The organism is uncultured Phycicoccus sp., assembly GCF_947495705.1.
Classification (GTDB): Bacteria; Actinomycetota; Actinomycetes; order Actinomycetales; family Dermatophilaceae; genus Phycicoccus.
Genome location: NZ_CANLZR010000004.1, coordinates 258,382 through 273,261, shown reverse-complemented (window position 1 = coordinate 273,261; position 14,880 = coordinate 258,382). Strand labels below are relative to the sequence as shown.

At 64.4% G+C, this 14,880-nt stretch carries 12 protein-coding genes; 6 read left to right on the top strand and 6 right to left on the bottom strand.

The window, feature by feature from the left end:
- The first annotated feature begins 353 nt into the window (after positions 1–353).
- The 6 genes from Q0963_RS08335 to Q0963_RS08310 all read left to right on the top strand — a co-directional run bounded on the left by Q0963_RS08335 (position 354) and on the right by Q0963_RS08310 (position 9,617).
- Positions 354–833: a very short patch repair endonuclease gene (locus Q0963_RS08335; protein WP_299444945.1), complete on the top strand. Its 480-nt coding sequence runs from the start codon at positions 354–356 to the stop codon at positions 831–833.
- Between the two features lie 64 nt (positions 834–897).
- Entirely contained in the window at positions 898–2,400 is a 1,503-nt protein-coding gene (locus Q0963_RS08330; protein WP_299444944.1) for a DNA cytosine methyltransferase, read from the top strand.
- A gap of 211 nt (positions 2,401–2,611) precedes the next feature.
- Complete coding sequence (locus tag Q0963_RS08325; RefSeq protein ID WP_299444943.1) at positions 2,612–4,768, top strand: DUF262 domain-containing protein; 2,157 nt, start codon at positions 2,612–2,614, stop codon at positions 4,766–4,768.
- 115 nt (positions 4,769–4,883) lie between these two features.
- Positions 4,884–7,571: a Z1 domain-containing protein gene (locus Q0963_RS08320; RefSeq protein WP_299444942.1), complete on the top strand. Its 2,688-nt coding sequence runs from the start codon at positions 4,884–4,886 to the stop codon at positions 7,569–7,571.
- Between the two features lie 161 nt (positions 7,572–7,732).
- Positions 7,733–8,638: a PD-(D/E)XK motif protein gene (locus Q0963_RS08315; RefSeq protein WP_299444941.1), complete on the top strand. Its 906-nt coding sequence runs from the start codon at positions 7,733–7,735 to the stop codon at positions 8,636–8,638.
- A gap of 109 nt (positions 8,639–8,747) precedes the next feature.
- A complete protein-coding gene (locus Q0963_RS08310; RefSeq protein ID WP_299444940.1) occupies positions 8,748–9,617 on the top strand; it encodes a hypothetical protein in 870 nt (289 codons plus the stop codon).
- 616 nt (positions 9,618–10,233) lie between these two features.
- Here Q0963_RS08310 and Q0963_RS08305 read toward each other — a convergent pair.
- The 6 genes from Q0963_RS08305 to Q0963_RS08280 all read right to left on the bottom strand — a co-directional run bounded on the left by Q0963_RS08305 (position 10,234) and on the right by Q0963_RS08280 (position 14,827).
- On the bottom strand, positions 10,234–10,854 hold the full coding sequence (locus tag Q0963_RS08305) for a 4Fe-4S single cluster domain-containing protein (RefSeq protein WP_299445009.1): 621 nt from the start codon (positions 10,852–10,854) through the stop codon (positions 10,234–10,236).
- Between the two features lie 4 nt (positions 10,855–10,858).
- Complete coding sequence (locus Q0963_RS08300; protein ID WP_299444939.1) at positions 10,859–11,647, bottom strand: helix-hairpin-helix domain-containing protein; 789 nt, start codon at positions 11,645–11,647, stop codon at positions 10,859–10,861.
- 85 nt (positions 11,648–11,732) lie between these two features.
- Positions 11,733–11,942: a DUF2997 domain-containing protein gene (locus Q0963_RS08295; protein ID WP_299444938.1), complete on the bottom strand. Its 210-nt coding sequence runs from the start codon at positions 11,940–11,942 to the stop codon at positions 11,733–11,735.
- A complete protein-coding gene (locus Q0963_RS08290; protein ID WP_299444937.1) occupies positions 11,939–12,391 on the bottom strand; it encodes a hypothetical protein in 453 nt (150 codons plus the stop codon). Before Q0963_RS08290 ends, Q0963_RS08295 begins: the two co-directional genes overlap by 4 nt.
- On the bottom strand, positions 12,391–14,091 hold the full coding sequence (locus Q0963_RS08285) for an AAA family ATPase (protein ID WP_299444936.1): 1,701 nt from the start codon (positions 14,089–14,091) through the stop codon (positions 12,391–12,393). Before Q0963_RS08285 ends, Q0963_RS08290 begins: the two co-directional genes overlap by 1 nt.
- A gap of 316 nt (positions 14,092–14,407) precedes the next feature.
- Positions 14,408–14,827, bottom strand: a complete 420-nt coding sequence (locus Q0963_RS08280; protein ID WP_299444935.1) for a hypothetical protein — start codon at positions 14,825–14,827, stop codon at positions 14,408–14,410.
- Between the last annotated feature and the right edge of the window lie 53 nt (positions 14,828–14,880).

The following is a 14,880-nucleotide window of genomic DNA, read 5'->3' as shown; positions in this document are numbered from 1 at the left end:
ACGTCATTCGTCGCCCCTGTTGCGACTCGCGCCAAAAGGTAGTGGGTCAGGGCGCGGTGTGTTCGTGAAGTCGGGAGAACGCGACTCAGAGCCCTCTCAGGTGCGACGCGTCGCGGCCTCGCGTCGCCGCCGGGGTCGGACTAGCCCCCAGCGGCTCGAGTCCCCTTACCTGCATTGGAGCCGGGCTGCCAAGCGCTGACCCCCTGCTTGCAAAATCCCCGAATGGAGTCCGTGAGGGGGTGCATAAGTGCAGGTCAGGGCGCTGTGAGGCACCCGATCGCGTCGATTTCGGCCCTCACTGCCGTACTCTTCTGGGGTACGAATCTGGGGTACTGCCGACGTAGATTGGAGCCGTGGCGGAGCGGTGGGTCAGCACGAAGGCGGGCGCGCACCTCGCCGGGCGACGGAAGGTCAACACGGCTCCTGAGGTCCTGCTTCGCCAAGCGGTGCATTCGGCCGGCGGGCGGTTCAGGCTCCATCGGCAGATCGCGAAGGGCTGCACCCCGGACTTCGTCCTGCCGTCCCGACATATCGCCGTCTTCGTGGACGGCTGTTTCTGGCACGGCTGCCCCGAGCACGGCCGCAAGACGCCTTGGGCCGGGCCCAACGCGGAGCTCTGGGCCGACAAGATGCGCCGTAACGCCGAGCGCGACCGCCGGTCCACGCAGCTGGCACAAGATCACGGATGGTGCGTGGTGAGGGTGTGGGAGTGCCAAGTCCGTCGCGACCCGGATGCCGTGGCCCGCGACGTGATGGATCCACAGGAAGGTGACCGACGAGATGGTTTCCCCAGCCTGTCGGACCCTGTTGATGGAGTACCTCCTGCGGGGTGATCCTTCGCCCCTAGCGCATCGAGTCGACCCTGCGGGATGCGCACGACCAGAGGACTCCCCTCCAATGAACGACGCCCTGCCACTCCACTTCAACCAGTCCGCGCGGGAGCTTGATTTAGCTGTCGCTTCAGCTAAGCTTGCTGCCATGGCGAAGGACTCTGCAGCGTTCAGGTACGCAGATCTGTTCGCCGGCATCGGCGGCTTCCACGCCATGCTCGACCACGCCGGCGGACAGTGCGTCTACGTTTCGGAGATCGACCAGAAGGCGCGGCAGACCTACCTCCGCAACTGGGTGGAACCGCTGCCCGAGTCGCGCCGCCCTGTCGTCAACACCGACATCACTTTGGCGACTCCCGACCACGGTCCAGTCGACGTTCCGCCCCACGACGTGCTTGCTGCTGGCTTTCCGTGCCAGCCCTTCTCGAAATCCGGCTACCAGCGCGGCATGGACGAGGCACGAGGAACGCTCTTCTGGAACATCGCCCGCATTCTTGAGGACCGTAGGCCCGCTGTTGTCCTGCTCGAGAACGTCAGAAATATTGCGGGGCCACGTCACACGCACGAGTGGGACGTCATCATTCAGACGTTGCGAGAGATCGGTTACAGAGTCTCGTCAACACCCTCAGTGTTCTCCCCTCACTTCCTCCCGCCGTCCCTTGGAGGCACCCCCCAAATCCGGGACCGCGTCTTCATACTCGGCACCTTCGTGGGCCCGCAACGAGCAATGGCCGAAGTCGACGTGGCGCCAACTGTGGTTCGAGGCGGGGTCGCAGGCTGGAACGTCCACGACTGGGATGTCGAGTGGATCCTTGATGACGATGTGGCGATCGCGGATGTCGAGAGGTACCGCCTCACCACGGACGAGCTTCGTTGGGTTGCTGCCTGGGATGACCTAGTGAAACGGATGTGGGCAACGACGGGGACGCGATTGCCGGGGTTCCCCCTGTGGGCTGACGAGTGGCGGTGGTCGCGCCGGTCGATTCGAGACCTGAAGCACGCGGCTCACCCAAAGTGGAAGTCAGACATCCTCGAGAAGAACGCACAGTTCTATGACGACCACCGGGAGGTGATCGACGACTGGTTCAGCGCCAACAAGGACTTCCGCAGCTTCCCACCGTCGCGTCGCAAGCTCGAGTGGCAGGCGCAGAACGCCCTCACACTCAGGGATACCGTCATGCACTTCAGGCCCTCGGGTATCCGGGTAAAGGCGCCGACATACCTGCCAGCGCTCGTGGCCATCACCCAAACGTCCGTGCTGGGCAGCCGGCTTCGCCGCCTCACACCTCACGAGGCCGCCCGCCTGCAAGGCCTGCCCCGTTCTTTCGCATTCGGCGGCCAGCCGGACTCCGCGTCGTACAGGCAGGTTGGCAACGGGGTCGCGGTTGGAGCTGCGTGGCACGTGTTCCGTACTCACGTCGCGCAGAACCGAAGCGACCTTCCGCAGTCGTTGGTCGAGAGCGTGCTCCAAGCTGTCGAAAGCCCGCTGACCGATTCGCTGTCGCCGGCCGCGTTGGCTGCGGAGCTGGCGGGCTCGTCGCAGTCTCTCGATACGCCCATGTCGGCCTAAGGACGGGCCCCGACCCCCAAGGGCTTGAGCGCAGCCGCGACCATCTGTGACAGCCTCCACGGAAATCGCGGGCCGAGGGGACGCACCTTGTTACTGTTCCCAAGGGGACTGTTGCAATGCTCGCGACCAGTCACGAGCGGACGAGACGTCGAAGGGTCAAGCGCAGGTGGGTTACGAAGGCGCTACCTCCAAGGCTGAGGCAGTTGCGCGCATGTACTCACTCGGCCGACAACCCGCAGAACCGCTGGGGCCCGGCAGCAAAGAGAAGCGGTCGGCTCTCGAGGCCATGGGCAGGGCGGTCGGCCTGGACCTCACCGAGACACCAGGAAAGGTGGAATGCGGCCGACGGATCGCTGCGGCGGTTGGCGCGACCTGGGATGCAGAGTGCTATTCGCGAGGTGACACCATCACCCTGACCGGCCTCAATCGGCTGCTGGAGGGCGCCGGGCGCCTGCTCACCGACGGATCGCAGGATCGTCCCCGCACAGATCCGATGTACTCGAACGAACCACTAGGAGACGAGCTAGCAGTGGATGACCTCAGTGAGATCAGGCAGAACATCTCCGAGGGCATCGCGAGCCTGTCTCGAACGGGCCCGACGCCCACCGAGTTTGAGCCGACCACAGAGATCGAGCCCGAGGCAGTGTCGTTCTCGAGCGGCACCTGGCGATCTAGCCTTGTCCAGGTTCAAGGATGGCTTCGCCTTGAGAACAATCTGGACGAGACCGCCCCCGAGTCGTTCATGATCAGCCTCGCCACAGGCCTGGGAGAGCCCGCCACCGCCGACGAGTCACTCGTTCTGCCGAGGCTGGCAGGAAGGATCGAGCGCGCCCTCGAGCTCCGACAGCACTTCGAGGAGATCCTCGAGTCTGAGGCCGAAGGTGGAGCCACCAGGGCAAGCGCGACGCAGGCTTGGCTCGCTGCCTGGGGTGAGGTCGACGAGGAGCAGGACAACGAAAGCAGCGGCCCGATCAAGGCAGTGGCCAACACATGGCCGGTGTCGGAGTTCGTCGGCTACGCGGAGGACGGAGAGCTGAGCCTCAGCCCGTCCTACCAGCGGGCTGACGTCTGGCCCACCACGACCGCTCAGCAGCTCATTGAGTCCATCCTTCGAGGTATCCCGCTGCCTTCGGTGATCCTCTTGCAGCGCACCCATTCTCAGCGGGTCATGTACGAGACGGTTGATGGCAAGCAGCGCTTGACCTCGATCCTTCGCTTCGTCGGCCGTCATCCTCGTGCCCTCGATCTAGTGCGAGAGAAGGAGGAGGCCTGGGGGCACGCCGGCCTGGTCCAGGTTTTTCAGACTGACTATCCGCAGTTCAAGAAGCTGTGGCGTGCAAATGAGTCTCAGACCCTCACGGCAGGAGTGGCAAGGGAGTACTACTTCCCGTTTCCGCTCAGGACCGGTGACGTCAAGCCGCTGTCTGGTCTCGACCACCTCAAGGGTCGCTACTTCTGCGAGATCCGCGACAAAACGATTGACGTCGTGGGCGAGCCCCGTCCCGTGAGCTCGCTCTTCGAGAAGCCCAACTCCAAGTACCGCGTCCCTGTGATCGTCTACGAGACCGTCACAAGCGACCAGATTCACGAGGTCTTCAGCCTCTACAACAAGCAGGGCAAGCATCTGAACGCGGAGGAGATCCGCAACGCCCTCTACCACAACCTCGACTTCATGCGAGCCCTCCTCGTGACCGCCGGAGACTCCGAAGAGGTCGATACAGTCGCTCCATTCCTCTCCGAGATCTGGGATGAACTCGCCTCAACACCTGAGGTACTGGACAGCTACGGCTTCGGCAAGGCGGGCTACAAGCGCACGAAGCTGCTCTCTTGGGTCGCGGCTGCCCTCCTCTTCAGCGACGGCAAAGCACCCACCCGTTCCACCGCAGCCCAGGTCAACGCCCTCTTGAAGCGGATCGACGACGATGCGTCGGATCCGCTACGCAACTCGGACCGCGTTCGAGACGCGATGCGTCTGTTGGACCGCGCGCTCGATGCCCACGCGGTTATCCCCGACGACATCTGGTCACCAGCGTTCAAGAACGCCCAGAGCAAGTCGAAGTGGCAGGAGCTGCAGCTGGTGGCCACGCTCATCGCCTTCAGCGCCGCCGCAGTCGTGCTGGAGGAGAAGTTCGAACAACGTCTTGAGGAGTCTCTCGGAGCCATCAGCGAACGGTCTGCGGACTGGAGACGCCCCGCCAAGACTCAGACACGAGAGCAGTGGAAGTTCATCGCCGAGGTTGTGACCGAGCTGCTCGACATTCTCGGGGTCGCCCCGGATGAGGCCGATGGCGGCATCGCCAGTCGCTACGGGTCTTCAGGCCTCCAAGCGCTCATGGGCCTCGCACCTACGGCAGATGAGCACCAGTAGCTCACCATTCGGCGTCACACATCTGGTTACGCCGATCGGTGAGGGCCCAGTTGGTTGGTGGTCCAGCTACTCCAAACAACTGACGGCTCACGGGATCTCACCCACGAGCCTCAAGGTGATCGACGACGATGCGCAGTTCATCATCGACGAGGGCGTGTTCGGAGTGGGCTCGCCTGGCAGTGGCTCGTGGCCCGCTTCACGCGAGCGCAGCGGTGTGGTTATGGGAGCGGTTCAGTCTGGAAAGACCGCGTCGATGCTCGCCGTGATCGCCAAGGCTCTCGACGCGAAGGTCGACGCCGTCGTGGTTCTTGCCGGCACGCGAACGGCACTCTGGCAGCAGACGTTCGAGCGCTTGGTGTCCCAACTCGATACCCTCGATCAACCGTGGTCCAGACGGGTGTTCGTGCCTAACCGAGCTGTCCTGAACCGTGGACAGCAGGCTCCGGACCTCGCCACCCTCTACGCCCTGACCGGTCCGCTCGGCCGAAAGGCAGTGTCCGGGCGCCTGCCTATCGTCGCGGTGGTCATGAAGAACGTGTTCCACCTGGAGCGTATGGCCGCGACCCTCCGCAAGTCCGTCTTTCCCGCAGCCGCACAACGGGGGGACCCTTTCCACATTCTCGTGATTGACGATGAGGCAGACGACTCATCCATCCTGGACGCTGTGACCGAGGCCCGAACCGGCGTGTCCCTGGCAGACACCAAACAGGTTCCCCGACGGATCGCAGACCTTTGGGAGGCACGTACTTCCCCCGGCGAAACCAGCCAGGCGAACCTCTACGCCACGTACATCGCCTATACCGCCACCCCGCAGGCCAACTTCCTTCAAGACGCCTCGAACCCCCTAGCGCCACGTGACTTCGCAATCAGTCTGCGCACCCCCGGACCCCGCGGAGAGATAGTGCCACGGTCGCCGTCGTACACCGACGCCGCCGGGCTCAGGTCCTGGTACACGGGCGGCGACATGTTCTACCGATCCCTCAGTTCGGTGCCCCTATGCCGCACCGAGGACCCGCCGGAGGAGGTGTTTGGGAACGCGCTACGGGCCTTCCTCGTCGGCTCCGCCGTGCGCCTCTGGCGCGCCCCTGAGCGAATCGGTCCCTACTCGGCACGAGAGCATCGTTTCGGTACCCAGGCTGAAGCACTGTCCTCCTTCGCGGCACCGGGGTCGATGCTGATCCACCCCTCCTCGGCCAAGGACGACCACTTCGACGTCGCCGCACAGGTTCTCGCGTGGTCGGACGGATCGGACCGCCGGGAAGCGCGCGCCCGTATCGACGCGGGTCAACGCGAGCTGTCAGTGGAGGGCATTCAGGCTCAGATCGATGATGAGCCTGAGAAGTGGCAGGGCTGGATGCGGGAGTTCGCAGACGCTGCACACCGCTGCTACACGGCACTCTCCCTCCCTGACGAGGCCCGTGTTCCGGGAATCGACGACTGGGACGAGATCCGCCGGCTCCTCCTTCAAGAGGTGGTGCCCGGCACCCAGTTGGCGGTCATAAACAGCGACGAGACCGCGGACGACAGACCGGATTTCGAGCCGAGCCTGGTCGGAGGTAGCTGGGGGCCGCCTCCCAACCACTCGACGATCTTCGTCTCTGGAAACGTGATGGCCCGGGGGCTCACGCTCGAAGGTCTTACAGCCACGCTGTTCACCCGACACAGCGATACGCCGCTCGCGGACACCCAGATGCAGATGCAACGTTGGTTCGGCTATCGAGGCAGCTTCATCGAGCTCTGCAGGGTCTTCCTCACGCCCGGGCAGCTGGAGCTGTTCAGTGCCTACCACGAGGCCGACGAGGCATTGCGGAGAGACATCATGGCCGCCATGAACCAGCCAGGTGGGCCTTCCAAGGCCGTGAGTGTCCTGCAAGGCTACAACTTCGCTGCAACCGGCAAGATCGCCAACGTCACCCCTGTGGCCATCTGGCCGGAGGCGACCCCGTTCATTCGGCACATGAACACTCCCGAGTCCGACTCCAACAACGCTGAGGTCGTCGCTGACCTTCTACTGCGGGGATACGACGTGGTGTCGGCGAAGGATGGCCGCGACCTTGGGCTCATCCTGCGCGAGGACCTAGATCTCCTTGGGACCGCGGAGCTCCTAGACAGCCTCACCTACCGAGACCACGGGCCCGGAACCTCCGGACGTGACTCAAAGCGCTGGCAGTCGCTCGCCAACCATCTTGGGCTGACCGCACAAGACTCCGAGTACCCGCTCTACCGGGCCCCGTTTGTGCCCGATGGGATCGACCTTGGCAGCAATTCCCCATACGCGATAGCCGCGTACCTGCGCGCCTGGTCGGCCGCGCTGTCCAGGCGCGCCCCAGGGCTCGTGACGACAGACCCGCCATTCGGTCCCTGGAGCCTTGTGGATCTCCAGCAGAGGGCGGCCGCTCGACCCCACTTCCGGGTCGCGCTCCGCTTTGGCCGGGGCCCGCACGTCGCCAGCGGCCCACTGGCGAACCTTGGCCACCCAGTGAGGACAATGGAGCGGGAGGTCACCGCCACCGGTGCCCTCCGCGACACCTGGGGCTCTCGGGGGTCGGCAGGCACGCATGTATCGGACGCTGAGGCGTCTGAGCGGTATCCCGGCGACGAGTACATCGACTACTTCGCCCGAGGCGAACCCGTGCCGGTACGGGGATCCTGGGGCTCGGCACGTCCCCCAGGCGAGCCTGGGCTCGTGCTCTTCCACCCGATCGCTCACAAGAATAAGTCGTTCTCGTTGGCAGTCGGACTGTCCTTACCCCTCGGCGGCCCAGACCAAGTCTCCGCCGTCCCCACAGAGGACCTACCGTGACTAACGGGCACTCAAGAGACGCGATCTACGAGGAACTCCGGGAGCGAGTTGCCGCAAGCGTTCCCGCATCAGCTGCGGATTCCCGGGATGTGGAATGGACTTCTGCCAGCCGCGCCCTCGGGTTCGCCCGGTCCTCAAGTGGGGCCATAGAAGTGTTCCTGGTGGGTGAACCCCTCCAAGCCTCACGGCCGGGCGTCGCGAAGCATCTTGAGCACCACGAGTGGGCCACGGTTGATGGCGAGGGCCTGAGCGCCAATCGGCTGCTGTTGCCGAACGAGCCACACTTCGATCGCGTGGCCGCGTTCATCTGCGCGGAACTGCAACTGAACAACGTTGATGACAGCGTGCCGGGTGCCTTCAGTAGGAGCGAGGAGATCATCGACCTCGCACTCACCGGTGCGTCGGTTGACGCTGATGCACTCCTAGGTCTGTGCGGTGAGCTGCTCTTCTTAGATGCCCTGACTCGCGCGGATCCTGAAGCCGCACCTCGGACACTTATGCAGTCGTGGGCCGGACACCGGCGGTCGAGTAGGGACCTCCAGCTCGGCTCGATAGGTGTGGAAGTCAAGACCACCACGAAGGCCGCATCGGTACATCACATTCAGGCCCCCCACCAGGTCGAGCTCGGAAATCCCGTGGGGGGAGTGCAGGAGACCGGTCTCTTCCTGCTGAGTGTCGGGTTGGTCTGGCTACCCAACGATCAACCGATGGGGTTCACACTGCACAAGATCGTGTCGAACTTGATCAGCACTCTGAGTGCCGGAGACCGAGCGGAGTTCCTCGGCCGGATCAGTGGCTATGCGGGATCGGCCGGGCGTGGATACGAGCATGACTCTCCGGAGATCGCGCCTGAGTTCAGACGGCCGTTTACGACGTCGTTCGCGCGGCTGTACGACATGACCGACTCCCGAATCCGCCTCCCACGCAGCGACGTCCTGGCAGGCATGGACTTGGTCCCGGAGTCCGTGAGCTACCGAATCCGTCTGCCCCTGCAGGTGAACGGCTCACTGAACCCCACCACCGGCCTCGCCGAGGCAGCCGCTCACGTGCTGGCCATCAGCAACTAGGCCGGGGCCACTGCGTTGTCGGGCGCCTACGCATGTGAGGGGAGTGCACGGCGCAGCGCGGATTCCCTTCAACTGCACTACCTTTCGAGGCATACCCGACGGATCGGAGATGACGTTGCCGCCGAATCCCAAGGTTGTCCACGGCGACGACCTTCTCTACCGATTCCTCCTAGACCTCTTCGCCGACGATGACGCGGCCTATGGTCACGTCCCCCAGCTCATGCTGGTCTCAATGGGCGTGTGGTTGCCGCTTGACGCCTACGCCCAGTTCCCCGTTCTCCTGCCCTGGGTGGTTCGAGATCCAACTTGCCGGGCAGGGGCTGGCCGACCGGATCAGTGGGGTGCGCCCAACCCACAGGGGTACTTCCGCGACGACAACTCGCTGGTCAAGGCACTCCCGCGTTCGCTGGCCATCCGGGCGTCTCGCCAGCCGCACCTCAATGGTCGAAGGATGGCCACCGAGTTCGTCGCGGCCCACGTGTGGCGCACGTGTACGGATGCTGGGGCACTGGCCAGCCGCCGCCCACTACTGAACTCGTTCGTACCGAACCTGGTGTGGCTGCCAGGTCAAGTTGCCAAGCTCACGGATCGTGAGGGTGGGCTGGTACAACGCACTCTCCAGAGCGTCTCGTGGCAGGTATACCGATCAGCCCCCGTCAACCCCGACCTGGAACCGATCGTCGAGGCGGCATGGGCGCTGCTGCCGGAGCCGGCCTCCCTGCCCATGCCTGTGGACACCGAACTCCTCAACTGGTTCGTGACCAGCGAACGGTTCTTCGCCACGCGAAGAAGCCGGCTCGCCACGGTAAGACGTGCGCTCGATGACATCTCGGCAGGGCGCCCTCTCGACGCCAAGGTAGTCAGCCGCCGTTACACCGAGGGGCTTCCTTCCGTGACCAACGAGGCGCGGGATTCGCTTGCACAGCAATTGGATCGGTTCACAAGCAACCGATGTGAATCACCCGAACCTCGGTCGTAGACCGGCCGCTCCGCTCGAGCTGCGGTTGCTCTCCCGAAGGGCAGCGACAAGACGTCCCTGTCCCGACCTTTCTGCCTGAATATTCTGGGATGCTCACCGACCGACCGACCTGGAGTCGGGGCTCGGGGCTCGGGGCCCCGCTCTCCGCTCGCCCGGTGAAGTCCGCGCGCTCACCCGGGTGGGTGCCCACTTCGATCCCTACCTAGCCGGAATCCCCACGGAAGAAGGGTCCACACGGTGTCCCGGGCGATCTCCAGGGCTCGCCTCAATCTGGTCCCCGGGCGGCGCGAGCGCGCTCACTTAGAAGCGGCCGGCCGACCTCTTGTTCCCATCGGCAGAGGCGCTTGAGCACCGCCCACGCCTCCAACTTGGCGGCACCGGCAGCCGGGCGGAGACTCCTATCTAGAACGCCCGGTTCAATATTCACTCCATGACGATCCAGAATGAAGATCGGAAGCAGGTCTGCCAATTGGTGACCCCCGCAGTAGGTCCTAGGCGTGGCGCTTGTGCACATCGTCGAGCTCGCGGTGGCTGAGTGGGTCGACAGTCGCCCGGTTATCACCGGCAAAGTCCTGAGGTACTGGTCAACTCACCCGCCGCGTTGCCTGATGGAAGACTACCGAACTCGCCCCCGACCGACTGGTCGGCCCAGGTCTTCCAGGAGATCGTCGAGCTGAGCGACACCTGCCCAGCCGTTCACTGCCACTGCGCCATCGGGCGCAACCCGGACTTCAACGCGGTCTCGCAGGTCGACGAGATGCTCCTGGAGATGGCCGTAGCGCTCGGTGAGGAAGTGGAACTCCTGGTTGGTCGACCCCACCCATGGGCGAACCAAGTCCGGGCTTTCCGCGACGTAGGGCCCGGTCACCAGCAGGTCGGTAGCGCCGAGCAGTGCCTGGGCTTCGTCGGGTGCATCTCTACCAGTTAGGTGGTCGTAGTCGTATCCGGTGAACGTCATGACCGAGAGTCCTCGCCGTTGAACTGCCTCGCCCAGAACACTCAGCGCATGCCCTTGTTCGAATGGCTCGCCGCCGAGCAGGGTAATCCCTTCGACATCGACCGCCTCGATCCGTGCCAACAGCTCACCCACGGATCTAAGGGCGCCGCCGGTCTTGGACCACATGTGCGGGTTGAAGCAGCCATCACAGCGGATCGTGCAGCCTTGGACCCAGATTGCATAGCGCCGCCCGGGGCCTTCGGCAGTTGTCGTGGGGACGACATCTGCGACTCGGATCACGACGTCAGATATCAATGATTCGCCCACCGGGACGGTCCTTGTTCGGCGTCGGCGGCGTCGAGGTCTGGGGGGATGTGGAGCGCTCGGCCTGTCCCAACGTGACCCTGCCGCTGAACTTGAGGAGCTCATGTGGTTGAAGTCCAGCGGTCGTGACCAACTCGTCCAGCGTCGCGTACCCGCCGCGACTATCCCTGATGGCCACAACCCGAGCGGCAAGGGAAGGATCGATTCCCAGGCTCGATGCCAGCGTCGCCGCAGTTGCGGTGTTCACATCGACGGGACCAGCAGGGCCTGCGGTAGGAGCCTGAGCGACCGGCGGGACGGGTGTTGCTGGCCGCCACGGCGCGGGCGGCTTTGGTGCCGACGGAGGCTGGGCCTTTGGCTGGGCCGGTGTCGCGAAGTAGTCGTTCTGGTCGATCCCAAGGAAATCTGGTGCCTGCGACGGCGGTGCGACGTACGCCACGTTCGTGCCGGCAGCGTTCCCCACCGGCTGGTTGTACCAGGCGTTTGACTCGGACCGGCCGGCCCGCCAGCGCAGGTAGTCGCGGTTCAGCACCACCGCGTACACCAGGAGTCCGGCCCAGACCGCCACAGCCACACCCGCACCGAGATCGCTCGTCGTGCTCGTGCCGTCGGCCGTGCCAGCTGCCTGACTGGACTCCTGAAGGTCACCAGCCAGCGCCATGATGATCCACACGGCTGCAGAGCCCACGCAGCCGACGGTGGCAGCAATCCAGAACTTCTTGGTCTGGACGCGGATGGCGACATAGACGAAGCCAACGAAAGAGAGCATTCCGCAACCTAGGATGGGGGCAAGAAGCCAGGCGCTGTGGCGCAAGCGCCAGCTCTTGTCTGCCAGCGGGTTCGCTGGGCTCGGACTAGCGTTGGGATAGTTCATCGTCGATCTCATTCTTGCTCGCTGCTTCGGTTTGCGTGTATTCGTCTGTGAAGGCGCTCGACTCGACTTCCGCGTCGAGTAACTGCTCGAGGAGGTCAAGGCTAGCGAGGCACTTGGGTCCTTTGATGCCTTTGGTCTCGGCCTGAATAGTCCCGTCGGGGCGAATCCGGACGATGATTTGCTCGCTCATGGGCGTTCCCCCACTTCGAGGATGAGTGTCATTGACGCATCGTCCTCAGTACGTTCGGAAACCACCGACATGCCTGCGCCTGGAGCGCGGCGCTTCAGCTTCTCGACGACCGCGCGCTGGACCTGGAGGCCGTACGCCTGATCGATCGCGCTGACGATGCCGACGGCCCTTGCTTCGTCAACGTCGCCTGTGAAGTTCGCCTGCCAAATGCCGTTCGCATCACGCGAGAACTCCGCTCGGACACCTGACCAGTCGGCCACCAGCATCTCACCCTCGGCGGTGACTGCCGCGCGGGTTTCGGCGAGTGCCGCCGCAAGCAACGTCATGTCCCGCATGCGGGTGCCGACTTGGCAATAGGTCCGACCCTGAGGGTCGGTCTCGGACCGCGAGGCCCGCCACGAAGCGACTGCTGCGATCGCCAGCGGGACGAGGACAATGGAGACGCTCATCAGAAGTCGACCATCCTGCCGCCCCTAGACAGCCCCTCCGCGGGCAGCGGCGGCGAGATGTGCCCGTCGCTCTGCGTGCCTCCCGGACTCGGGCGCCCTGCGGGTGTCGGAACTGCTGTCGTGTACCCCGACATGTCCTCCGGGGCAGTCGCCGCAACGGCGCGGTCTGCCGCCCACGCACGAACGGCAGCAATCTGTTCAGCCTGGGTCTGGCTGAGGGGAACCATGTTGCGGACAGCCCGGATCAGGTCCTCGTACGTGACCGCGCGACGCTCCGAGAATGCATCGAACATCCCCGCGACAACCAACTGCTCGATCTCCGCTCCGGCGAATCCTTCGGTGACGTCCGAAAGCTGGAAGAGCAGGGCCTCGGTGACAGGAAGCCCTCCGGCCTGCGACCTGGCCAGCTTCTTGTTGAGATGGAGTCGCCAGATGTCGCGTCGCTCGGGGTCCGTGGGTAGGTCCACGAAGAAGATCTCGTCGAAGCGCCCCTTGCGCAGAAACTCGGGCGGAAGTCCGTCCACCTTGTTTGCTGTGGCGATGACGAAGACGGTGGCGGTCTTCTCCTGCATCCACGTCAGGAACGACCCGAAAACCCGCGTCGAGGTTCCGGAGTCCCCAGAACCTCCGATTCCGGAGAACCCCTTCTCGATCTCATCGAGCCACAAGATGCAGGGCGAGGCGGCCTCAGCCGTCCTGATTGCGGAGCGCATGTTCTGCTCGCTCGAACCGACCACACCTGCAAAGACCTTGCCGACGTCGAGTCGGAGCAGCGGGAGCTCCCATCCCGCCGCGATCGCCTTGGCGGTCAAAGACTTGCCACAGCCCGGCACTCCGGTCATCAGGACCCCCTTTGGGGCCGGGATCCCGTAGGCGGCTGCCTCGTCGAGCCATGAGTTGTTGCGCTTCGCCAGCCACCTCTTCAGATTCTGGAGGCCGCCAACGGCATCGAGGTCCACGTCCGCGTCGACGAACTCGAGAATCCCTCCCTTGCGAACCGTCTGCTTTTTCTCCTCCATCACGACGTGGACGTCGTCGTCGGACAGAACGCCGTCGTTCACCATGGCTCGCGCGAACGCATTTGAAGCCTCATTCAGGGTCAGGCCAAGGGCGGCCTTCGCAAGCCGCTCACGGCCGATGTTGTCGACTTCGATACGCAAGCGCGAGTTGTTAGCGGTGTTGGCGTCGATCATCTGGTCCAGGACGGTTCGGATCTCCGCCTCGGTCGGAAGTGGGAAGTCGAGAAGCGTGATGTCCTTCTCGAGTTCCGGCGGAATTCGCAGCAGCGGCGCGAGGATGATCAGGGTTCGAGGTGCCGGGCCCGACTGGAAAGCGTGTGCGACCTCCCTCAGTCGGCGCAACACGTTCGGGTCGGCGGGACGCCGGTCATCCCCCAGGTGGGCGTGCAGGTCTACGAAGATGAACACGCCAGGCTGATCGTTGCGGAGCACCCAGTCCAGCGCCTGAGCGGGCTCGACGGTTCCGGCTGCAGCGGATCCGCCGGGCTCCGTGAAACCGCGCGTGACACTCCAAACGTGGACCGGGCGCACAGTTCGCGATAGCTCGACGTTGGAGGCGACGGCATTGATCTCACCCAGCACCCGAGCTTCCTCGAAGGACTCGATGTAGAGCACAGGGAACCTGGCCCTCAGCAACTGCGCCAGGTTGTCCTGAAACGACATCTGGGCATGTGGGGCCATCAAGGATCTCCTCCACCGACCTGGCTGTCCGGCGAACTGCCGGCTGGGCACCGCCCATGATGCCTGCTCCGCGTCCCACCCATGGCCAAGTCCGTCTGCTTGTGTAGTTCGGCCGCTCCGCGGCGCATCCGCATCCCACCGGGCATTCGTGTGCAAGGCCCAATTCGCGTCATTGTATGGCACCTGCCGACATTCCCGTCGTTGCACGCGCAGCCAGGTGAGTGCGGCATCCAGCCGACCTCCTGCCCCCTCGACCCGACCTTGGCGCCGTAGGACGAGTCAATGCCCGGTTTGGTTCCGGGGACCGGGCGCAACACTAGAGGTCGATGACACGGCCGCCCGGATCAAACGGTGGCGTCGAAGGCGGCGGACCAACTGGCGGTGCATCGACCCGGCCGACAGGTGGCGGGGCCAATCCAGCACCCTGGGGAGCAGCGGGACGCGAACTGCCGTGCTGACCTGCCTGCAGTGCCGCGCGCCACCTGAGGTAGTCGCGGTTCACGACTAGTCCGTATCCGGTCAGCACGATCCAGAGGATGATCAGGTAGTCCTCGGGAACGACTCGAAGCATGTCGCCGCGCTGTTCTTCAGTCGACTCGAACACGCTCACAACAAGCCAGCCGGGCACCGTCACAGCGAAGGTGACGCCTGCCCGGAACCACCACTTCCTAGACCGAACCCGAAGCGCGCAGTACAAGAAGCCGACGAACGAGACGAACCCGAAGCCAAGTATCACGGCTAGCAGCCAAGCACTGTGCCGGGTTCTCCACGAGCGGCTCTGAAGCAAGG

What these genes read in the sequence shown, in the direction of transcription:
- Q0963_RS08295 (WP_299444938.1), bottom strand. Translation starts at nt 11,942, where the DNA reads ATGAGCGAGCAAATCATCGTCCGGATTCGCCCCGACGGGACTATTCAG.
- Q0963_RS08285 (WP_299444936.1), bottom strand. Translation starts at nt 14,091, where the DNA reads ATGGCCCCACATGCCCAGATGTCGTTTCAGGACAACCTGGCGCAGTTG.
- Q0963_RS08330 (WP_299444944.1), top strand. Translation starts at nt 898, where the DNA reads ATGAACGACGCCCTGCCACTCCACTTCAACCAGTCCGCGCGGGAGCTT.
- Q0963_RS08310 (WP_299444940.1), top strand. Translation starts at nt 8,748, where the DNA reads ATGACGTTGCCGCCGAATCCCAAGGTTGTCCACGGCGACGACCTTCTC.
- Q0963_RS08325 (WP_299444943.1), top strand. Translation starts at nt 2,612, where the DNA reads ATGTACTCACTCGGCCGACAACCCGCAGAACCGCTGGGGCCCGGCAGC.
- Q0963_RS08300 (WP_299444939.1), bottom strand. Translation starts at nt 11,647, where the DNA reads ATGCTCTCTTTCGTTGGCTTCGTCTATGTCGCCATCCGCGTCCAGACC.
- Q0963_RS08290 (WP_299444937.1), bottom strand. Translation starts at nt 12,391, where the DNA reads ATGAGCGTCTCCATTGTCCTCGTCCCGCTGGCGATCGCAGCAGTCGCT.